This is a genomic window from Neobacillus vireti, assembly GCF_036962345.1.
Taxonomy (GTDB): Bacteria; Bacillota; Bacilli; order Bacillales; family Cytobacillaceae; genus Neobacillus; species Neobacillus vireti_A.
The window spans coordinates 12,903-32,310 of the sequence record NZ_JBALNB010000014.1 but is presented as its reverse complement, the minus strand read 5'-3'; the positions used below and the strand labels follow the sequence as shown (position 1 = coordinate 32,310).

Below are 19,408 nucleotides of genomic sequence, written 5' to 3'. Positions count from 1 at the left end.
CTTTCCTTTTACATTAATAAGTTTGGGGTTTTTTAATCACTGTCAGAGATGTCATTAAGCCTACAAAAATAATCGTTAATAAAGAGTAGAAAAATTTCTCTAATCCAATTACTTGAATTCCACTTGTAATGACAAGACCATCAATTAAAAATATGATAACTCCAACATTAATGGAGGTAAATTTCGTTAGTATCTGGGCAAGTAAATCAGTTCCACCCGTACTCGTTTCGTAGCGCAGCATGAGCCCGATTCCAACTCCTACAAGAATGCCTCCAATGATTGTACTAGGAAAAATGCCAACCTCTATTTTTCCATTTATAAAGGATAGCAGGTCAATACAGAAAGAGGAAATAATTAATCCATGCAGACTGTAATAAAAATAACGTCTTTCATAAAACCATGCCAAGATATAGAGAGGAAGACTTAAAACAATCATACTCAGCCCTGTCGGCCATCCATAAAAATAATGAATAATTAATCCTAAACCAATCACGCCGCCATCTAAAAGATGATAAGGCACGAGAAAACCATTGACACCAAGGCTTAATAATAAGCTGCCAATCAGCATGGCGGCTATTTTTTGTTTCATTTCGCTCACTCCAAACTTGTCCCTCCATAAAAAATATGAAGAGGATTTCCATTTAGAAGTGCCGAAAATAAAAAAAGGATGGGAAAACCATCCTCTTTTAAAGTAGTATGCTAAAAAAACAGGTTTAAGATGAAATAAGAAATGGCTGCGATTCCAGCTGATATTGGAAGAGTGATCACCCAAGTTATCAGCATCCGCTGCGCTGTATCCCACTTAACTCCTTTTATGCGGTGTGCCGAACCAACCCCTAAAATACCGGAAGAAATAACGTGTGTTGTACTAACTGGTACATGTAAGAAGGTTGCACCAAAGATAACAGCTGCACCAGTTAAGTCCGCTGCTACACCGTTAATAGGTCTGATTTTCATGATTTTACCGCCAACGGTTTTAATAATTTTCCATCCACCGACAGATGTACCTAGTCCCATTGCCAGCGCACAGGAGAACTGTACCCAAAATGGAACTTCAGCATTACCGCCTAAGTAACCATTCGCAATTAGTGCCATAGTGATGATCCCCATCGCTTTTTGAGCGTCATTGGTACCATGAGAATACGATTGAAGTGCAGCGGTAGCAATTTGCATAAACCGGAAATTCCGGTTTGTCTTCGCTAAATTTGCATTTTTAAACACCACTTTAAAAATACTGTAAACAATATAACCGACAGCAAAAGCTAAAAGTGGTGAAATAATTAACGCTTGGATGATCTTCAAAAATCCACTATAGTTAAGTGCACCAAAACCTGCAGAAGCTAGCGCAGCACCAGCAATAGAACCGATAATAGCATGAGAGGAGCTGCTTGGGATTCCATAGTACCAAGTCAATAGATTCCAAAAAATAGCTGCGAGTAATGCGGCTAGAATAACCAGTGATCCATTTTCAAGCGTAAAAGGATCCACGATATCCTTTGAAATTGACTTTGCGACACCTGTAAACGTCATTGCCCCAACAAAGTTCATGATTGCTGCTAAGAGAATAGCTTGCCGCGGTCTTAGAGCCTTTGTTGAAACGGAGGTTGCGATTGAGTTTGCTGTATCATGGAACCCATTAATAAAGTCAAATGCAAGGGCACCAATGACAATTAAAATAATTAATATATCCATTTGTTTGCTCCTTAGGCATTTTTCATGATGATGGCTTCAAGTGTATTCGCAACTGACTGGCAGCTATCAGCGATATCCTCAAGATTTTCATAAATTTCCTTAAACTGAATAATTCTAATTGGGTCTTTTTCTACTGTAAACAAATGCTTAATCGATTGACGTAGAATGTTATCACACTTTGATTCGTAATCTTTTATTTTTATTGCATGCTCCCTCATTTGAGGTAATTTCTTATTCGCTAACAAATCAGTCGCTTTATCAATTTCATGAACACTGGATTTTATGGCGCTAACAAACTGAAGCATAAAATCATCCGCTTTAGTTATGGAATACATTTCAAATAATGCAGCTGTTGCTTCCAATCCGTCTAGTACGTCATCCATACTATTAGCTAGGTGAAGAATATCCTCCCTTTCAATAGGGGTGATAAAGGCATCATTTAATTGTTTAATTACTTCGTGAACAAAAGAATCACCTTTCGTTTCAATCTCTTTCATCTTTTCGGAGAAAATTTTCAAGTCACTAACATTTTTTAATTTATAATCAGCAAAGTAATCTGCGCCTTCGGTTAAATTAGAAGAAATATTACGTAAAAGACCAGAAAATTTATCTACTTTTTTCGCCATTGTATGAATCCCCCTAAATAGTATGTAAAAATTATTAGACCAACGGACAACATTTTATAGGAAAAAGAACGAAAAAACACAAAAAATTAACCTAATTTACAAAAACTTAACAAAAGAAAATTCTGTTAATTCAGTCTATCAATATAGATTATTATTTATTTCATTAATGTTACCTGACCAAATATTATTATGTATTTTTCGGAACAAAGAATAATCCTTTGTATGGAAATTCAAATGTTGGGTATTTTAAGGGTACACGGCAGCAATGTTTATCAATAATAAACCGTGTCATTAAAGTAATGATTTTAAAAAGGAGTGTTCTGAATGAGTTTCATTTGGTCATTAATCGTCGGAGGCGTTATTGGATGGTTAGCTGGTCTTATTTTAGGTAGAGATATTCCAGGTGGTATTTTCGGTAACATAATTGCTGGGTTTGTAGGTGCTTGGCTAGGTACTGCATTATTAGGAGATTGGGGACCTGTGGTTGCAGATTTTGCGATTATCCCCGCCATTGTCGGATCTGTGGCGTTGGTCTTCCTGTTATCACTAATTATGAGGGCATTTAGAAAACAGACAGATAAATAAGCAAAGGCCTCCCAAAATGGGGGGCCTTTTGCATTAAATACGATAGACATCGATTCCTCTAAATATAGGGGGCTGATCTATAAACGGGGCATAGCAAATAATTTCTTCACCCGTTATAGGGTGGGGGAACTCCAATTTTGCGGCGTGCAGTGCCTGCCGCTTAAACAGTGGTTTGCCCCCATACAATCGATCGCCTACTAAGGGATGGCCGATATGGCTAAAATGGACACGTATTTGATGGGTCCTTCCGGTATCTAGCCAGCATTTTACATAACAATCCCCATGATCTTCTTTGAGAAACTGATAATGTGTTTTAGCTTCTTGCCCAGTCACAGATACTCTTCTTCTAGTCGGGTGATGCCGGTCTCGTCCTATTGGCTCTATTATTGTCCCCTTCTTCTTCTTTAAGTGACCCTGGACGAGGGCAAGATAGGTTCTTTTTATTTCGCGCTTCTCAAGCATTCGATCTAAGATAGCACCCGCTAATCCATGTTTTGCAAAAAGGATAGCACCGGATGTATCCCTATCTAATCGATGTATCTGCCGAACCATCATAACTTCTCCTTTTGATTGGGCATAGAACTGAGCTGCATTTACAAGTGAGTTTGTATCAGAATCATCATTCGGATGAGTGTTCATATAAGGTGGTTTATTAAAAACAATAACATGGTCATCTTCGAACAAAACTTGTACATCATAAACGAAGGCAGGTATAGTATTTTGCTCTTCTTCAGCAAATAATTTAATAAGAATCTTATCTCCTATTGTAAGTGGTAAATTCCAATTCGCTCTATTTCCATTTACTAATAGGCTTTGTTCCATGCGGAAATGATGAGTAAGTTTCTTCGGGACCTGCCATTCCGTTCGAAAGATATCTTCAAGTGTTTTTCCTTCCCATTTTCTTGGTGTAATAATTTCCATCCAATTGCCTTTTCGCGTGTATGTAAGCATTTTTACTCCTTTTTCCTGGGATACCCCTGCAAGTTTTGACGTGGTTATAATTACCACCGTGAATTTTACTTTTTATATGCTATTCTTATGTATATATATTACGATAGATTATTGTTATCGCAAAGGTGGGTTACAAGTGAAAATTGTCTTTGCCTCGACGCCGGGTCAGGAAGAAGAAATTAGTGGACTTGTGAGGTATATCTATTCAACTGTTTTTCCACTCTACTTTACGGATAAGGAAATTAGTGAATTTGAAGAATTAAAAGTATTGCATACTCCAGATGACTTTAATACATTAAAAGATGCTTTTCAAGTGATGACAAGTATGCAAACTGTAATTTCGATATTGGAGTCTCCAACATTAGATGATCAATATGAAGCATTATTTAATAAGAATGTTTCCACATTACAAGAATTCGGTCTTTTCTTTCCGTTTGAGTTTGAGCAATTCGTTGAAGCAAAAAATATGAAAAACAGTGTATTTAGTGTTTATATCAAAGCCGCTAATGAGTTACTTATATAATTTAGAGGAAAATGTCTGCAATTGCAGGCATTTTTTTATTAATTTATCCTTGGAACTACTAAAGATACAATATACAATAAGTAGGTGTAAGTTTTTTGGGAGAAACAAACAATAATTAAGTATGGAAGGAACAAGGAGGAAAAATCATGAGTTGGAAAGAAAATGCAAACAGGTGGATGGGGTTTCCTGCTTTAAATGAAGAGCTAAAGCAGCAGCTTGAGGAAATCAAAAACGATGAAAAACAACTTGAAGAAGTTTTTTATAAAAATCTTGAGTTTGGTACTGGCGGAATGAGAGGGGAAATTGGTGTTGGTACCAATCGGATGAATCTATATACAGTTCGCAAAGCTTCCGCTGGACTAGCTGCGCACATAGATGAACAAGGCAGTGAGGCAAAACAACGTGGAGTCGTCATTGCATACGATTCAAGACATAAATCTCCAGAGTTTTGTATGGAGGCTGCCAAAACACTTGCTTCTAAAGGGATCAAAACATATGTATTCGATGAATTAAGACCAACTCCAGAACTATCCTTTGCATTAAGGTATTTGAATGCCTTTTCTGGGATCGTTATTACCGCAAGCCATAATCCGCCAGAATATAATGGATATAAAGTATATGGATCTGACGGCGGTCAGCTGCCGCCAGAGGCAGCTGACGAGGTAATTGCGAAGGTGAACGAAATAGCGAATGAATTGATAATTGAGGTTGACACTGAGGAAAATCTTAGAGCCCTTGGGTTAGTTAACACCATTGGTGCAGAGATTGACCAAGCTTATAACGAAAAATTAAAAACCATTTCAGAAAATCCATCGATTTCAAAAGAAATTGATGTGAAGATTGTATTTACACCGTTGCATGGAACAGCGAATAAACCTGTTCGTGCAGCTTTAGAGGCATTGGGATATACCAACGTAACCGTTGTCAAAGAACAGGAACTGCCAGATCCCGAATTTTCAACCGTGAAAAGTCCAAATCCTGAGGAACATGCTGCCTTTGAATTAGCGATTCGGGACGGTAAAAAAGTGGGAGCAGATCTATTAATCGCAACAGACCCTGATGCAGACCGCTTGGGAATCGCTGTTCTAAACCATGAAGGTGAGTATGTGGTGTTAACAGGAAATCAAACAGGAGCTTTATTGTTGGATTACATCCTGACACAAAAACAAAGCAAAGGTACTCTTCCATCAAATGGAGCTGTACTAAAAACGATTGTGACATCGGAAATCGGCAGAAAAATTGCTGAAGCATACAAAATTCCTACTTTTGATGTGTTAACAGGCTTTAAATTTATTGCTGAAAAGATTAAGGAGTATGAATTAACTGGTGAGTATTCTTTCTTATTCGGTTATGAAGAAAGTTATGGTTATTTAATTGGAGATTTTGCAAGGGATAAGGATGCAGTTCAAGCAGCTGTTTTAGCAGTAGAAGTCTGCGCTTATTATAAAAAACAAGGTAAATCACTTTATGAAGGCTTACTGCAGGTATTTGAAAAGTATGGTTATTACCAGGAAGGCCTAAGATCGTTAACGTTAAAAGGGAAAGAAGGGGCTGAACAGATTCAAAGCATTTTAGCTTCTTTCCGTTCAGAGCCAATCAAGAACCTTGGAAATTTAACTATTGCGTTATCAGAGGATTACCTCACAGGTATCCGCCAAACAGCAAATGGTGAGGAAAAAATTGATTTACCAAAGTCGAATGTATTAAAATATACTTTTACTGATGGATCATGGGTTTGCTTGAGACCATCCGGAACGGAACCAAAAGTTAAATTCTATTTTGGAGTAAATAGTGTAAGCTTAGAGGAAAGCAGAAACAAGTTACAGGAAATTGAAAAGAACTTTATGGGACTGGTTGACGAAAAAATTAAAATGGTCACAGGAAACTAATTTGCGACGCAGTTAAGTACTTCATCACGAAAGGAAAGAACAACATGCTAAAGGATCAAATCGCCATTGTAACTGGTGCTTCTAGAGGTATTGGTAAAGAAATTGCGGTTAAACTTGCGGAGCAAGGAATGAAGATAGCAATTATTGGGAGTTCGGCACAAATATCAGAAACAGCTGATGAACTTAAGAAAAGGGGCTTTCCACATATATTGCCGATTCAAGCTGATGTTTCAAAGGAAGAAGACTTACAGCAAGTAGTAAAAAAGACCATCGAAGAATATGGCCAGGTGGACCTTTTGGTTAATAATGCTGGTATTGGATTTTTTAAATTAACAGAGGAAGTAACGCTGGAGGAATGGAAAAAGGCGTTTGAAGTAAATGTCCAAGGTGTGTTTCTTGCTACGAAAGCTGTCCTGCCTCATATGAAAGAGCGCAAATCAGGCACCATTATTTCAATTGCTTCAGATGTAGCCAGATATACGATTCCCAACGGAGCAGCGTATACCGCAACGAAATATGCGGTTCAAGGCTTTTCTGGTTCTGTCGCACAAGAAGTTCGTGAATATGGTATCCGTGTAGGGACGATCAACCCCGGTATGGTGGATACGTACTTTGCTGAATCTACACAAGGTTTACCGGAGAAACAAGATTGGCTGAAAGTGGAAGATATTGCAAATGCGGTTGTCTATATGGCTTCAGCACCGAAGTATATGCTTATCGATGAAATTGTCCTTCATCCGCTTGTTCAACAATATCCCATTGCTTAATATAAAGAACTTTTAAAACGGCTTCCAGTTAGGAAGCCGTTTTTTTGGTGGAATTCTTTGGTCCGGTTAAGTATTTCTCAACAAAAATGGTATCCACTTGTTTTTTTCAGGAAAGACTATACATCGGTAACTCATTATTATCAGGATCACTGTTTTCGTTAGCATGGTCGATATAACGGAGCAGTGAATATAATTTCTTTTCAATTACTGAATAGTCACGTTCAAAGTGATAGGCATGCAGGAATTGCTCTATCCTTTTTGATAAGAACTGATCTTTCGTTCGTACCATGAGTATCAGTAAATTATCCCATTGAGATCGATGTGTATAGTACAAAGCTCGATCATAATCCATTTTATTCATTTGGTTTGTCTCCTCCTTACTAGGAGTTGAATTTATTTTATGATATTTTGCAGATAACTTTCGCAGAAAATGTTGGACAAACCGTTATATAGCGGTTTTCAACATTTACCTGTATAAAAGCAAAATTATTCATTTCGAAAGGAAGGCAGTATGAAGAAGCTACTCTCCATTTTGTTGGTTGTATCCTTCCAGATTGAACATATTGCGCATGCGAAAATTCTTGATACAAAACAACCTTATACATATGAAGGAATGAAAGAAGATATTGTGAAAATTAATCATCAATATCGTGCATTAAAAGTTAAAAAAATTGGGGAAACTCATTTTGGAAGAAATATTTACGCGATTAAGCTTGGAAAAGGAAAGAAAAATATTGTATTAATTGGGGCCCACCATGGGCGTGAATGGATTACAAGCATGCTATTAATAAAGAAACTTGAGGAGTATGCTGACGCTTATCATAGAAAAGTCAAATTTGGATCCTTTTCAACAGATGTATTAAATGATGTATCCATCTGGTTTATTCCTATGCTAAATCCTGACGGTGTCACCATCCAACAAAATGAACTTGATTCGTTTCCCAATAGATTTACCAAGAAACTGTTACGTATGAATGATGATTTAAAGAACTTTGAACGGTGGAAAGCAAATGGAGTTGGAATTGACTTAAATCGACAATATCCAGCGGGGTGGAAGGGGCTGAAGGATGGACCTACATATCCTAATTACCAATTTTACAAGGGGAGAAGGCCATTAGTTGCTAAAGAGGTAATATACTTAACTAACTTCATTGACGAGGTGAATCCGGAAATTGCCATAGCCTATCACTCATCTGGCAGAGAGATTTTTTGGAATTACAAAAATGGCAGGCACCTTCAACGCGACAAGAAGGTTGCGGCAAGAATCTCAAAACTGACGGGGTATCCACTAGCTAAACCGCCTAAACAAGCTACTGGTGGAGGTTTTACCGACTGGTTTATTACAAAATACCATCGCCCTGCCATGACGATTGAAATTAGCCCGCTTGTTGGAGAAACTTCCCCTCCGCTTGATGTCTTTGAATCAGAGTGGGAGAGAAATAAATATGTGGGACTAACCTTGGCCGAAGAAGCAAAAAAACTTGTTCAAAAGCAAAAATAAGTGGGTAGACTTGTTGTTTTTTACATCTTGTTTCATCATTCCAATATTTACTTCATACATTGTGGTAAGAGGTAAAGGGGGAATGGCGATGAATGGGGACGATCGCAAAGCACTTGAATACGCAATTAGTGAAATAACTGAAATTGCACGAGGCTTTGGTTTGGATTTTTATCCTATGCGGTATGAAATTTGTCCAGCAGAAATCATTTATACGTTTGGTGCCTATGGTATGCCTACTAGATTTTCTCATTGGAGCTTTGGCAAGCAGTTTCATAAGATGAAACTTCATTATGATTTAGGGCTAAGTAAAATATATGAGTTGGTTATAAATTCCAATCCTTGTTATGCATTCTTATTAGATTCCAATTCACTCATCCAAAATAAATTAATCGTTGCGCACGTACTTGCCCATTGTGATTTCTTTAAAAATAACGTTCGGTTCCAAAATACCAAGCGGGATATGGTAGAAAGTATGGCCGCCACAGCAGAGAGAATTCGCCGCTATGAAATTCAATTTGGTAAAAAGGAAGTGGAGACTTTTCTCGATGCGGTGCTGGCTATTGATGAACATATTGATCCTTCACTGATGAGACCTAAGCTTGCTTGGTCACTTGAAGATGAGGCTGAAGAAGAAGTCCAGCAAACAGCCACTCCATATGATGATTTATGGAAGTTAGACGATAAAGGGAAACAGGCGCCGGCTCAGCCTAGAAAAAAACAATTTCCACCAAGACCCGAAAAGGACCTACTCTTATTTATTGAAACGTATAGCAGAGAGCTGACGGATTGGCAGCGAGATATTTTAACGATGATGCGGGAAGAAATGCTATATTTTTGGCCGCAGCTTGAAACGAAAATCATGAATGAAGGCTGGGCATCCTATTGGCACCAACGAATTATCAGGGAGATGGACTTAACAAGTGGTGAAGCGATTGAATTTGCAAAGTTAAATGCCGGAGTCGTTCAGCCATCAAAAACAGGAATCAATCCGTACTACCTAGGTATTAAAATCTTTGAAGACATTGAAGAACGTTATAATAATCCAACCGATGAAATGATTAAAAGAGGGGTTGCACCTGGTTCTGGTCGGGAAAAAATGTTTGAAGTTCGAGAGGTTGAATCAGACATCTCGTTTTTACGCAATTATTTAAATAAAGACCTTGTCATGAGAGAAGATATGTATCTTTTTCAAAAGCAGGGAAGGGATTACAAAATAGTGGATAAACAATGGGAACAAGTACGTGATCAGTTAGTAAATATGCGGGTAAATGGAGGGTTCCCATACATTACTGTCAATGACGGTGACTTTTTAAAGAATGGCGAGCTTTATCTAAAACATTGGTATGAGGGTGTCGAATTAGATGTTAAATACCTTGAAAAAGTATTACCCTATATTCAACAATTATGGGGAAGACCTGTTCACATTGAAACTTTGATTGAAGAGAGAAGAATGTTATTTTCCTATGATGGAAAAGGTGTCCATCGGAAATACCTATAGACGATATCAAAACTTAAAAGAGTGGAACAAATTATTCCACTCTTCTCTAATTTCTTTTGAATAATTTTACGTCAGAAATGTTATTAGGTACAAATGAAGTAACATTAAAATCCCGGTCTTGGGTAAGTTTTTCAAGACGCCTTACTGCTTCATTAAACTCTTCCACAGTCATTTGTTTGGTTGCGAGCAGGGAAGTAAGGATGGCAAATGCAATTGGAGTGGTATCAACAAATACGTCAACTTGCACATCTACATCGGAATTACCACTTTGTCCAATCGTGTTAATGTTTTCACTTTTAATCCTTACATCATCTTTTTCGAAAGCAAGAGATTCAGAGGTGTTGTTATTATTCATCCTTGAGTTTTGCCAGCCAGAAGGGATATACCCGTTTCTACCTCTGTGTTTTTCCATTAATTCCCACCCACCCTTGTTATAAGGGTGGAATACATTTATCCCACCCTCAATGGTTTATTATAAATCAACGTCCACATCTGTATTTTGTTCTTGATCGTTGTCTTGGTCTTGATCCGATCTTACTCGAGCATTACTTCTGCTATTTAGTGCAATATCTACACGAGAATTTCCTGAATTATTGATTGTCGCTCTCGCAACATTTGTATTTCTGTCAGTATTACGTACTTCCGCATCTGCTTCTGATTCTGAACGGTTGCGAACATCATTTTCAAAATCAGTATTTACATCCACATTAACGTTTGTGTTTGTGTTATTACGGCGGTTTCTTCCTGAATTTCTTCTTGCCATTTTGGTAATCCCCCTAAAATTATAAATTTTGTAAAAGAGTTTAAGAAATATAAATAAAATAACTTAAAAATCTATATCCAAATCGGTATTTTGGTCTTGCTCATTGTCTTGCTCTTGATCAGTTCTTACACGAGCATTGCTGCGGCTGTTTAATACAACATCAACCCGAGCATTTCCTGAATCGTTGACAGTTGCTCTAGCAACATTTGTATTTCTGTCAGTATTACGTACGTCTGCATTTGCATCTGATTCAGAACGGTTGCGAACATCGTTTTCGAAATCGGTATCTACATCAATATCTATGTTAGTGTTATTGCTGCTATTGCTGTTATTGTTTTTAGAGCTTCTAAACCCACTTTGATTTCCCCGATTATCAAATTCTCTTCTAATCAATTAATCCACCCCTTTTCCTTTACCTGTTAAATAGTTTATTCTTCAAATGGAGTAAGGGAATGGACAAATTACCGAGGGACAAACACCTTTTTTTATTTGGTGAAAACTCTTCGCAAAGGTCATCGCATGAAGTTGAAGGAAACCGTTGTAATGACTAAAAATGATCTCTATATATTTAGTACTGGTAGCTATTACATAAGCTATGGAAGATATTATAGGGATAAAATATTTAAAGCCATTTGTGAGATAGAATAATAATCGTCACAAATGGCTTTGATTTTAAATCAAACCAACTTCTCTAGCGGCTTCAAAACTGTTTCTTGCAAACTTAAACGGATCTCCAACATTCTCCCAGTGCATATACATTAATCTTGGATTCTCAAAAAGCCAATGGTTATGAAATGCAGTTACAATAATGCCTCTCTTGCGCAACGCAGTTAGGAAAGGATTAATTTCTTTTTGAAGGATAACTGTTTCTCCTAGATTCAGCGTTCTTCCGTCAATGTTATTTTCAAAGGATAATGCAAATGGAAGTGCAAGTGGGGATCGGGTGCGGCGGCCTAAAATAGTACCATCAATGTTACGAAGACGTTGCACAACACAGGCAGGAGCTGCAGTAATAACCTCTCCTCCAATAATATCTGCAAGTTGTTGGCAAGTTGAGGTATTACTTTTTTTATCCATATTTCTTCTATCATTTGAAGGTCTTTTTCTTGAATCTAGATCCATATTCTGGTCAAAATCAAAATCTCTTGAGTAATTATCATTTCCTGAGTAATCATACGCTCTTCTACTCACTAAAATCACCTCCTTGTCCAAAAGATTTATTAATCAGTTTATTCAGTAATGAAAAATCGGAATAGGCATTAAACCGTTGGTAAACAACTATTTTCGAAAAATGGCTATAAGGTATTTTCAAAAGTAGTATATCACCAATGTTATTTTACTGTGTTAGGTGTTTCGCTATTGTATATCCAATTAGGTAAGCGGCTGCAGAAGTGTTACCGTCGACTGTAAACGGTATGATAGAAGCATCGGCAACAATTAAATTATCAACTCCATGTACATTACCAAAGCGATCAACTACCCCTCCGCGATTAAAAGGTGCCATACGTAGTGAGCTTTGTTGATGGTGGTTATGGTCGAAGTTTTCTCTTATATAGTTTTCCAGTTCTTCATCGTCTTCAATGGTTTCAAGAGTGGGACTAACCAGCTGATAATTAGGGTCAATTTTTGAAAGTTTGTCGGCAATATCTGTAATGTAAGTTTTATATATTGCTTTAACTACCTCCATGTCATAACGGTTATCAAGAAAACCTTCATCCGCAAGTACAATTTTTAACGGATCATTGTTTTGAATTTCAATTCTTCCACGGCTTCTAGGTTGTAAAAATAAAATAGCAATATTTAAACTTCCTTCCGAAAATATCCCTATTAACTGTACACCACGACGTCTGTCATTTTTGCTGTTAAGTGGATTAGGCAAAAAAGCACCGCCTGTATAAAGAGCGAATGGGTCATTTTGCAGCTCTGGAATATCTTTCCGATTTACCGTAAATGTAGCTGTATTTAAAGTATGATTGGTTAAAAATTCACCTACATTTGGATTATTAAATACAACAGGAATACCTACCTGGTGAAGATCGTCTGCTGGTCCAATCCCCGATAACATTAAAAGTTGGGCACTGTTTATGCCTGCTGATATAATCACTTTTTTACGGGCAAATGCACGTACTTTTTTCCCTTCACTTAGAAATTCAATACCAATTGCGGTTTTGCCATCGAATAAGATACGTAGTGCAGTTGACTTAAACACCACTCTTAATTTACGCCCATTTACACCAATTCCTTTAGGAATCATAATGTCTGAAGACAAAAATGCAGTGGATGAACTCTCACGCTGTCCATTGTTTTTTTGAAATAGTTGCCAGCGAGTAAAAGGACCTATAGGGGTTTTGGGGTCATTATAATCAAGTATTTTATGAAAACCAGTTGCTTGTTCCATTGCTGAAACCAGCTTTTTTGTCATATTAGGAGGATTTAATGGGGATTGCCTGATATTCAAACGCCCATCAAAACCGTGAAATTCTGGGCTATTTGTTTTACCACGAAAATTTTCTAACTGTTTAAAGGTTTGTATAGCTTTTTCAGGTGACCAGAGTGGTCCTAAGAGCATTTGCCAATCTCTTAAAACAGAAGGTGTAGGTCTAACATATTGTTCTCCATTAATAGATGAACCGCCACCAGAAAGCCGGCCGGTGGTCCATTCAAAGGTTCTGTTATCTACTCCTGGTTGAGGTACACCTTCTCCTTGCCAAAAATATTGCGCGAAAAATTGTTCCTCTAATTCTGGAGCAAATCTAGAATCCTTAATCGGCTTATCCCTATCATTATTTTCTCCTGCCTCTAAAGCTAGCACCGACGTTTGTTTATCATCAGAAAGTGTCTTAGCCATCACTGCACCAGCAGGACCCGTTCCAACGACGATAAAATCAAACATGTTTGTTGAACTTTTTTCCATATAAACATCCCTCTTTTTATCAACTTTCTATGATACGGCAAAATAGGGGAAACGAAGCTCAAGGGAGGTCTATAATAAAAATAATTAAATTGCTAATCCCTCGTTCTCTAATAAATTTTATTGAAAAGAAGAGTGGTACAATTAATCCACTCTTCTTTTACTTCTTGTGAACAATTTTACATCAGTAACATTATTCGGTATTAATGAAGTAACATTAAAACCCTTTCCATGGAAAAGACTTTCAAGCCGTCTTACCGCTTCATCAAACTCCTCCACAGTCATTTGTTTAGTAGCAAGTAGCGAAGTCAGAATGGCAAATGCTATTGGTGTAGTCTCCACATGTACATCAACATGCACATCTACATCAGAGTTGCCACTTTGTCCAATCGAATTTATGTTTTCGCTTTTAATTCTTACGGTATCTTCTTTGATAGCAAGAGATTCGGAAGAGTTATTATTTTTTGAATTTTGCCAACCAGGAGGGAGGTACTTACTCTTGCCTGTGTATTTTCCCATTATTTCCACCTATCCTAATAACATGGCCCCACCATTTATTGTTAAATTAAAAATCTACATCTACATCAGTATTTTGATCTTGATCGTTTTCTTGATCTTGATCAGTTCTTACACGTGCATTACTTCTGCTATTTAAGTTAATATCTACACGGGAATTACCTGAGTTATTGATAGTTACTCTAGCCACATTTGTGTTTCTGTCAACATTGCGTATGTCTGCTTCTGCATCTGACTCTGAAACATTACGAATGTCGTTTTCAAAATCATTATTTACATCAACATTCACATCTGTGTTTGTGTTATTACGACGGTTATTTTCTCTTCTTGACATTTTATTTCCTTCAAAATTTCTTAAATGTTTTTTAAAAATTCATTTGTCAGAATCCATCTTAAAAATCAACATCCACATTTGTGTCTTGATCTTGTTCATTATCTTGCTCTTGGTCAGATCTTGCACGAGCATTGCTGTTGCTGTTTAATCGTACATCCACCCGAGAGTTCCCTGAGTTATCGATCATTGCCCTAGCCACATTTGTGTTTTTATCGGTGTTTTGTACCTCTGCTTCCGCTTCTGATTCTGAAGTATTTCTCACTTCATTATCAAATTCATTATCAATATCCACATCAACATCTACATTTGTATTATTGTTGTTGTTCCTATTCCTGTTCCTGTTCCTGTTGTTGTTAGTGTCATTGCTTTTTGCAAAACCTCTAAACACAGATTGGTTTCTTCGATTATCAAACTCTCTTTCCCTTTTCATTTAGACCAACACCTTTCCCTATTCTCTTTAGCATTTTATTCGTTAATCGCCTCTCTAGATTGGACATGAAGCCGAAGACAAACGCCCTTTTTTGGGTAAAAATGACCATAGTTGGAATTATTTTTCGAGAAAATATCTTAAGTAGGGAGGGAGTAATGGTTTAATTTACAATATTTTCAAAAAAATAGGTAGTAACCTCAGACACGCAACCATGCCATTTTTAATCAAAGGAATAAAATATTTAGCAAGGACAAGAAAGGGGAGATTTTCAATGGAAAGAAACCGACGTAACAGGAATAATGTCAATACAAATGTAGATGTCGATACAGATATCGATAATAGAGTAAGAAGTCGAAGCGAATCTGAGGCTGAGGCAGATGTTCGCAACGTTGATAGAAATACCAATGAGGCTCGTGCAACAATAACAAACTCAGGTAATTCAAGAGTAGATATTACTTTAAACAGTAGAAGTAATTCGAGGGTTGCTTCTGAACAAGAACAAGAGAATGATCAGGATCAAAATTTAAATGTTGATCTTGATGTTGAACAAAGACGTAGACGTAGACGCAGACGCAGAGGAGTCTAATTTTATTATGGGTGGAGTTTTTAAAAAATAGTAAGGGACAAGGAGGTGGTTTTTGATGGAGAGAAGAGACATTTTTGGTAATTGGTTCGGATTTTCTAATCGTGATACCGATCGCAACTCTTTTGATAGTATTCAGGCTGATGCAGAATTTGAATCAAGTGGGTACAATTCAAACAACAGAGTTAGGAATGAAATGGATTTTGAATTAGAATCGAGTTCAAAATTTACTAGGCATGATTCCCCTGGTGATGTTAGGGGTATCAGTACTTCACAGTGCCAACGGCTGGCAGATATTATTGGTGGCATGGTTATATCAGCAGCTCCTGTTTGTACTATAATGCGTTTACGAGATATTAAAGCTACTATTTTAGGTCGTCGCACTCGTTCTCCACTTGCACTGCCATTTATGTTAACGTTTGAAAATAATGGTCTTAATCTTGGGGAATCCGTTGTTCTCCAAAGAGAAATTAATCCATTAATTTCAGCATTACGAAAGAGAGGAATTATTGTAACGGCATTTCATAACCATTGGCTGTTTGAAAAACCGCGTTTAATGTATATGCATTGGGAAAATGTTGGCATGACACCTGAAGAGTTTGCTAGAAATAGTTTTGCTGCTGCAAAAGAAGCAGGTCTATTCTAAACAAATAATGCGAATCTGAAAATTTAGACCTTCTTATTGAAGGTCTTTAATTTTTTAAAAATTAATCAGCATTGGATTTGTATTTTTAAAAAAGCGGTAATCGTTATAGAACTATCAAAAGACAGTGCCTTATTAAGCATCCCAAAATAAAATAAAAAGTAAAATAGAAGCGTCGCTTGACGCTTCTATTCACTAAAGAAGTTGTGTGTTTTTGTTCTGTAATTCATTTACAGGGTTAGTACCCGCTCATGAAACTTGCACCAATAATAATTAATAGAATGAATAGAACCACGATTAGTGCGAAGTTCATTCTAGATCCACCACCATATCCGCCTTCGTATGACATAATGTTTCACCACCTCTTTATAGATTCTATATATAGTATGGAATGATGGTAAATCTGAAATGGACAAACATGCAATTTTTTTTAGATTAATCACTCTTAAGTTAGGATTTTGGTATAACGTAACTGCTATTTTCGGATGTAGTTTTATATTTGCTTTGTATTTTGGCTTACTATTTTCTATAAACATTTAAGGCTATAATTATTGAATTATTTAAAAATATAGACCTCCTTCAAAATACCATCAATGGAGTACTAATCAACAAATTGGAGATAAATAGGGCAATTTTATTTTGAGATAATGAAAGAGCGGTCCATTGGAAATACTTATAAAGTGAAAGGATGTTCCTAAAAGTAAAACTTTCAGAACATCCTTCTTAATATTAGGATTATGGTTATTTTTCTTTATCTTGATTATCGTCCATTATTCCTTTTGTGGACTGTCTAAACTCTCTAAGCGTTGTCCCCACTGCACGACCGAGCTCTGGAAGCTTTTTCGGTCCAAAAACGATTAAGGCTATTACAAAAATGATAATTCCACCGCTTAATCCGATATTTCCCATTTTTAAGCACCCCTTAAAATTTTACAAAGAAAGCTGTAAAATACATGATTAACATTCCAATTGTAAAGCCAGCAAAATTCATCCATGAAACAAAAGGTTCATTGTTCTTTTTATGATCTTCTAACAGCATTTTAGAGATCACGAAGATTACCTGTAAGATAGCACCCGCACCAATTCCTAAAAATACTGCACCCCAAATAGGTGAAAAGATAAATCCACCGAACCAAGTTCCCAGTATGGCGGGTGCACCAGCGATTGAGCCTAATAATACAAATTGGCTGAATTTTGGATTAGTCTTCAATAAGGGTGCCGCAATTCCGATTCCCTCCGTGATATTATGCAGGGTAAATCCAATAATTAAAAACGTACCTAATGCAGCTTCACCAAGGGCGAAGGAGGAACCAATTGCCAATCCTTCACCAAAATTGTGAAGTCCGATTCCTGTTGCCATCAATAAGGCGATTCCAAGTGGTGAATACCCATTTCTTTTCTGCCTTTGTTGTTGATATTGATCGAACCCAATTAAGAGAAGGAAGGTAAGAACAGTACTAATGATAACGACCATATTCCCTTGAAACACGGACGGTGCTTCAGATCCAATTTCGAACCCATCGAATAACGTCCCAAAAAATAAAAATAATAGGAGCCCTACAGTAAGAGCAAGAATGGCATTAATCCAGCTTTTTTTCATACGTTTCATAAATGGATACCACAATAATCCTAATGTAATCGGGACAATCCCTACATAAAAACCAATAAATCCGTAATTCAATACATTATCCCAAGAGAATTCTGGGGTTAATGCGGCGGCATCAATTACAGCTTCTGTTATGATTCCGTTTTCAGATAGTAAAAGTATGGTATGTGGATCACCTTCAACCCATGGATAAGGGATGGTTACCTGCGCACTATCAAATCGATTAAGCGTTGAATCCGGAGTCATGGTGAAATTCCAGACTGAATCATCAACAATCACTTGAGAGATCGTTAATGCCTCCGGCCCCGTATTACTGACATCTAACTCAAATCCTGATGGGACAATGTTAATTTGCTCGACATTTAGCACTTCAATGGGAGCCGCAGGATCTCGTTCTACTCCGGCCCCATTTTTAAATACCCATCCCAATACCAGCATTAAAAGAACTAGTGGAATTAGTAAGGTAATCAGCCATTTTGCTTTCATTATCATTTACACTCCTTTCTATTCAACCTGAAAAAATCCCATCCAGCCCAGCTCAGCAAATTCACTAACATGAGCATGAAACATATATTTTCCCTTGTATGGAAAACGGACTTCAAGTATCCCGCGTTCACCCTGACATTGCATGATGGTGTCTGTAAAATGTGTTGGGTTTTCATTTCTGCCTGTTGGGATATAGGTAAAATAGTTGGCGTGTAAATGAAATGAGTTTAATAAATCAAACTCGGTTAAATTACTTAAATAAATACGGACAAGTTCATCCTTCTTCACTTTAATTGGATGATTCATAAAGGCAAAGGCATACCCATTTACCGTATAAAATTCGTTTGCTCCATCCAAATCTAAATCATATGCATTCATGACCATATTTAATTCAAGTGCAGGATTTCGCGGCGTTTTTGGATCAATAATAAAGTTGCCGTATAAGCCTTTGTGAATATGTCGAGCCAAAGGCAGTACGTGGCAATGATAAATTTGTAACCCATAGGGTTTTGCTTCAAATTCATAAGTAAATGATTGGCCAGGCAGGATAGGACTTAATCCATCCATTTCAGGTGGATGAATACCGTGAAAATGAATAGAGTGGGGATGGCTTCCTTTGTTCACAAAATAAAATCGTAATAGATCTCCTTCGGTACAACGGAATGTTGGCCCAGGGATGGTTCCGTTAAAGGTCCAACCAGGAAACTTAATCCCTTTTGCAATTTCAATTTCCTTGTCAACTGCTATAACCTCATATTCACGTAAAGTCCGACCGTCTGAAAGCTTTGTTACTTTTCCATAATCAAATTCAGTAAGAAGACGATTGGCCATCATATATCCTTCTGTTTTTGAAGAATCATGCATATTGCTGTGATTCACAGAATGAGTACTGTGACTTGATGGATGCTCTTCAGCATGAACTACATTAGAAAGGGGTGCCATTTTATTTAAATAAATACTGCCGGCTATCCCTAGTGCCCCTGTAGTCCCGATTTTTAAAATATCCCGGCGTGAAATCTTATTATCAGCCATTCTTTGACCTCCTCTTAAAAAGTTTCCTTAGTGCAAAATTATTTGTATTTGCCAATACTCTATGTTAAAGAC

At 37.1% G+C, this 19,408-nt stretch carries 25 protein-coding genes; 8 read left to right on the top strand and 17 right to left on the bottom strand.

All coding sequences use genetic code 11. The features are described from left to right. Positions 1 to 13: 13 nt before the first annotated feature. The 3 genes from V7108_RS17295 to V7108_RS17285 form a co-directional block, all read right to left on the bottom strand. On the bottom strand, positions 14 to 589 hold the full coding sequence (locus tag V7108_RS17295; RefSeq protein ID WP_335509613.1) for a YitT family protein: 576 nt from the start codon (positions 587 to 589) through the stop codon (positions 14 to 16). 110 nt (positions 590 to 699) lie between these two features. Next, a complete protein-coding gene (locus tag V7108_RS17290) occupies positions 700 to 1,692 on the bottom strand; it encodes an inorganic phosphate transporter (protein ID WP_335509615.1) in 993 nt (330 codons plus the stop codon). Positions 1,693 to 1,703: 11 nt separating this feature from the next. Beyond that, complete coding sequence (locus V7108_RS17285; protein WP_335509617.1) at positions 1,704 to 2,318, bottom strand: DUF47 domain-containing protein; 615 nt, start codon at positions 2,316 to 2,318, stop codon at positions 1,704 to 1,706. Positions 2,319 to 2,642: 324 nt separating this feature from the next. Here V7108_RS17285 and V7108_RS17280 point away from each other — a divergent pair, with 324 nt between their 5' ends. After that, on the top strand, positions 2,643 to 2,903 hold the full coding sequence (locus V7108_RS17280) for a GlsB/YeaQ/YmgE family stress response membrane protein (protein WP_335509619.1): 261 nt from the start codon (positions 2,643 to 2,645) through the stop codon (positions 2,901 to 2,903). 33 nt (positions 2,904 to 2,936) lie between these two features. Here V7108_RS17280 and V7108_RS17275 read toward each other — a convergent pair whose 3' ends face one another. After that, entirely contained in the window at positions 2,937 to 3,854 is a 918-nt protein-coding gene (locus tag V7108_RS17275) for an RluA family pseudouridine synthase (RefSeq protein ID WP_335509622.1), read from the bottom strand. A gap of 136 nt (positions 3,855 to 3,990) precedes the next feature. Between V7108_RS17275 and V7108_RS17270 the strand changes: the two genes are divergently transcribed. From V7108_RS17270 to V7108_RS17260, 3 genes are all read left to right on the top strand, one after another. Further along, the gene (locus V7108_RS17270) at positions 3,991 to 4,377 is read left to right on the top strand and encodes a YhcU family protein (protein WP_335509624.1); all 387 of its coding nucleotides are present in this window, start codon (positions 3,991 to 3,993) and stop codon (positions 4,375 to 4,377) included. A 146-nt stretch (positions 4,378 to 4,523) separates the two neighbouring features. Further along, complete coding sequence (locus V7108_RS17265; protein ID WP_335568944.1) at positions 4,524 to 6,266, top strand: phospho-sugar mutase; 1,743 nt, start codon at positions 4,524 to 4,526, stop codon at positions 6,264 to 6,266. A gap of 44 nt (positions 6,267 to 6,310) precedes the next feature. Continuing rightward, entirely contained in the window at positions 6,311 to 7,033 is a 723-nt protein-coding gene (locus V7108_RS17260) for an SDR family oxidoreductase (protein WP_335509627.1), read from the top strand. Positions 7,034 to 7,139: 106 nt separating this feature from the next. Here the strand turns inward: V7108_RS17260 and V7108_RS17255 are convergent, their stop codons facing one another. Next, positions 7,140 to 7,394: a YhdB family protein gene (locus V7108_RS17255; RefSeq protein WP_335509629.1), complete on the bottom strand. Its 255-nt coding sequence runs from the start codon at positions 7,392 to 7,394 to the stop codon at positions 7,140 to 7,142. A gap of 150 nt (positions 7,395 to 7,544) precedes the next feature. On the opposite strand from V7108_RS17255, the gene V7108_RS17250 reads away from it, so the two are divergent. Beyond that, positions 7,545 to 8,534: a M14 family zinc carboxypeptidase gene (locus V7108_RS17250; RefSeq protein WP_335509631.1), complete on the top strand. Its 990-nt coding sequence runs from the start codon at positions 7,545 to 7,547 to the stop codon at positions 8,532 to 8,534. An 88-nt stretch (positions 8,535 to 8,622) separates the two neighbouring features. After that, positions 8,623 to 10,032: a SpoVR family protein gene (locus V7108_RS17245; protein WP_335509633.1), complete on the top strand. Its 1,410-nt coding sequence runs from the start codon at positions 8,623 to 8,625 to the stop codon at positions 10,030 to 10,032. 46 nt (positions 10,033 to 10,078) lie between these two features. Here V7108_RS17245 and V7108_RS17240 read toward each other — a convergent pair whose 3' ends face one another. The 8 genes from V7108_RS17240 to V7108_RS17205 all read right to left on the bottom strand — a co-directional run bounded on the left by V7108_RS17240 (position 10,079) and on the right by V7108_RS17205 (position 14,986). Next, complete coding sequence (locus V7108_RS17240; protein ID WP_335509635.1) at positions 10,079 to 10,444, bottom strand: hypothetical protein; 366 nt, start codon at positions 10,442 to 10,444, stop codon at positions 10,079 to 10,081. A gap of 60 nt (positions 10,445 to 10,504) precedes the next feature. Further along, positions 10,505 to 10,795 (bottom strand): hypothetical protein, encoded by a 291-nt coding sequence (locus tag V7108_RS17235; protein WP_335568943.1) that lies wholly within the window; start codon positions 10,793 to 10,795, stop codon positions 10,505 to 10,507. A gap of 63 nt (positions 10,796 to 10,858) precedes the next feature. Continuing rightward, positions 10,859 to 11,188: a hypothetical protein gene (locus tag V7108_RS17230; protein WP_335568942.1), complete on the bottom strand. Its 330-nt coding sequence runs from the start codon at positions 11,186 to 11,188 to the stop codon at positions 10,859 to 10,861. A gap of 279 nt (positions 11,189 to 11,467) precedes the next feature. Beyond that, complete coding sequence (locus tag V7108_RS17225) at positions 11,468 to 11,986, bottom strand: DUF1259 domain-containing protein (protein WP_335568941.1); 519 nt, start codon at positions 11,984 to 11,986, stop codon at positions 11,468 to 11,470. 145 nt (positions 11,987 to 12,131) lie between these two features. Continuing rightward, on the bottom strand, positions 12,132 to 13,709 hold the full coding sequence (locus tag V7108_RS17220; RefSeq protein ID WP_335509866.1) for a GMC family oxidoreductase: 1,578 nt from the start codon (positions 13,707 to 13,709) through the stop codon (positions 12,132 to 12,134). A gap of 141 nt (positions 13,710 to 13,850) precedes the next feature. Further along, positions 13,851 to 14,225 (bottom strand): hypothetical protein, encoded by a 375-nt coding sequence (locus tag V7108_RS17215; RefSeq protein ID WP_335509864.1) that lies wholly within the window; start codon positions 14,223 to 14,225, stop codon positions 13,851 to 13,853. Positions 14,226 to 14,271: 46 nt separating this feature from the next. Next, positions 14,272 to 14,556 carry a hypothetical protein gene (locus V7108_RS17210; protein WP_335509862.1) on the bottom strand — a complete coding sequence of 95 codons (285 nt, stop codon included), beginning with the start codon at positions 14,554 to 14,556 and terminating at the stop codon, positions 14,272 to 14,274. A 58-nt stretch (positions 14,557 to 14,614) separates the two neighbouring features. After that, positions 14,615 to 14,986, bottom strand: coding sequence for a hypothetical protein (locus V7108_RS17205; protein ID WP_335568940.1), 372 nt, complete (start codon positions 14,984 to 14,986; stop codon positions 14,615 to 14,617). 271 nt (positions 14,987 to 15,257) lie between these two features. Between V7108_RS17205 and V7108_RS17200 the strand changes: the two genes are divergently transcribed. Together V7108_RS17200 and V7108_RS17195 are read left to right on the top strand one after the other, a co-directional pair. Beyond that, positions 15,258 to 15,572 (top strand): hypothetical protein, encoded by a 315-nt coding sequence (locus V7108_RS17200; RefSeq protein WP_335509858.1) that lies wholly within the window; start codon positions 15,258 to 15,260, stop codon positions 15,570 to 15,572. A 55-nt stretch (positions 15,573 to 15,627) separates the two neighbouring features. Further along, positions 15,628 to 16,215 (top strand): DUF1259 domain-containing protein, encoded by a 588-nt coding sequence (locus V7108_RS17195; protein ID WP_335568939.1) that lies wholly within the window; start codon positions 15,628 to 15,630, stop codon positions 16,213 to 16,215. A gap of 235 nt (positions 16,216 to 16,450) precedes the next feature. Here V7108_RS17195 and V7108_RS17190 read toward each other — a convergent pair whose 3' ends face one another. The 4 genes from V7108_RS17190 to V7108_RS17175 all read right to left on the bottom strand — a co-directional run bounded on the left by V7108_RS17190 (position 16,451) and on the right by V7108_RS17175 (position 19,336). Further along, positions 16,451 to 16,561: a YjcZ family sporulation protein gene (locus tag V7108_RS17190; protein WP_335568938.1), complete on the bottom strand. Its 111-nt coding sequence runs from the start codon at positions 16,559 to 16,561 to the stop codon at positions 16,451 to 16,453. Between the two features lie 392 nt (positions 16,562 to 16,953). Beyond that, complete coding sequence (locus V7108_RS17185) at positions 16,954 to 17,121, bottom strand: twin-arginine translocase TatA/TatE family subunit (protein ID WP_335513389.1); 168 nt, start codon at positions 17,119 to 17,121, stop codon at positions 16,954 to 16,956. A gap of 13 nt (positions 17,122 to 17,134) precedes the next feature. After that, positions 17,135 to 18,304, bottom strand: a complete 1,170-nt coding sequence (locus tag V7108_RS17180) for a ZIP family metal transporter (protein WP_335513391.1) — start codon at positions 18,302 to 18,304, stop codon at positions 17,135 to 17,137. Positions 18,305 to 18,322: 18 nt separating this feature from the next. After that, positions 18,323 to 19,336 carry a multicopper oxidase domain-containing protein gene (locus tag V7108_RS17175; RefSeq protein ID WP_335568937.1) on the bottom strand — a complete coding sequence of 338 codons (1,014 nt, stop codon included), beginning with the start codon at positions 19,334 to 19,336 and terminating at the stop codon, positions 18,323 to 18,325. Between the last annotated feature and the right edge of the window lie 72 nt (positions 19,337 to 19,408).

Bases quoted from the DNA above. Each gene is read 5' to 3' on its own strand.
- V7108_RS17295 (WP_335509613.1), bottom strand. From the start codon at position 589: ATGAAACAAAAAATAGCCGCCATGCTGATTGGCAGCTTATTATTAAGC.
- V7108_RS17290 (WP_335509615.1), bottom strand. From the start codon at position 1,692: ATGGATATATTAATTATTTTAATTGTCATTGGTGCCCTTGCATTTGAC.
- V7108_RS17285 (WP_335509617.1), bottom strand. From the start codon at position 2,318: ATGGCGAAAAAAGTAGATAAATTTTCTGGTCTTTTACGTAATATTTCT.
- V7108_RS17280 (WP_335509619.1), top strand. From the start codon at position 2,643: ATGAGTTTCATTTGGTCATTAATCGTCGGAGGCGTTATTGGATGGTTA.
- V7108_RS17275 (WP_335509622.1), bottom strand. From the start codon at position 3,854: ATGCTTACATACACGCGAAAAGGCAATTGGATGGAAATTATTACACCA.
- V7108_RS17265 (WP_335568944.1), top strand. From the start codon at position 4,524: ATGAGTTGGAAAGAAAATGCAAACAGGTGGATGGGGTTTCCTGCTTTA.
- V7108_RS17260 (WP_335509627.1), top strand. From the start codon at position 6,311: ATGCTAAAGGATCAAATCGCCATTGTAACTGGTGCTTCTAGAGGTATT.
- V7108_RS17255 (WP_335509629.1), bottom strand. From the start codon at position 7,394: ATGAATAAAATGGATTATGATCGAGCTTTGTACTATACACATCGATCT.
- V7108_RS17250 (WP_335509631.1), top strand. From the start codon at position 7,545: ATGAAGAAGCTACTCTCCATTTTGTTGGTTGTATCCTTCCAGATTGAA.
- V7108_RS17245 (WP_335509633.1), top strand. From the start codon at position 8,623: ATGAATGGGGACGATCGCAAAGCACTTGAATACGCAATTAGTGAAATA.
- V7108_RS17240 (WP_335509635.1), bottom strand. From the start codon at position 10,444: ATGGAAAAACACAGAGGTAGAAACGGGTATATCCCTTCTGGCTGGCAA.
- V7108_RS17235 (WP_335568943.1), bottom strand. From the start codon at position 10,795: ATGGCAAGAAGAAATTCAGGAAGAAACCGCCGTAATAACACAAACACA.
- V7108_RS17220 (WP_335509866.1), bottom strand. From the start codon at position 13,709: ATGGAAAAAAGTTCAACAAACATGTTTGATTTTATCGTCGTTGGAACG.
- V7108_RS17215 (WP_335509864.1), bottom strand. From the start codon at position 14,225: ATGGGAAAATACACAGGCAAGAGTAAGTACCTCCCTCCTGGTTGGCAA.
- V7108_RS17210 (WP_335509862.1), bottom strand. From the start codon at position 14,556: ATGTCAAGAAGAGAAAATAACCGTCGTAATAACACAAACACAGATGTG.
- V7108_RS17205 (WP_335568940.1), bottom strand. From the start codon at position 14,986: ATGAAAAGGGAAAGAGAGTTTGATAATCGAAGAAACCAATCTGTGTTT.
- V7108_RS17200 (WP_335509858.1), top strand. From the start codon at position 15,258: ATGGAAAGAAACCGACGTAACAGGAATAATGTCAATACAAATGTAGAT.
- V7108_RS17195 (WP_335568939.1), top strand. From the start codon at position 15,628: ATGGAGAGAAGAGACATTTTTGGTAATTGGTTCGGATTTTCTAATCGT.
- V7108_RS17190 (WP_335568938.1), bottom strand. From the start codon at position 16,561: ATGTCATACGAAGGCGGATATGGTGGTGGATCTAGAATGAACTTCGCA.
- V7108_RS17185 (WP_335513389.1), bottom strand. From the start codon at position 17,121: ATGGGAAATATCGGATTAAGCGGTGGAATTATCATTTTTGTAATAGCC.
- V7108_RS17180 (WP_335513391.1), bottom strand. From the start codon at position 18,304: ATGAAAGCAAAATGGCTGATTACCTTACTAATTCCACTAGTTCTTTTA.
- V7108_RS17175 (WP_335568937.1), bottom strand. From the start codon at position 19,336: ATGGCTGATAATAAGATTTCACGCCGGGATATTTTAAAAATCGGGACT.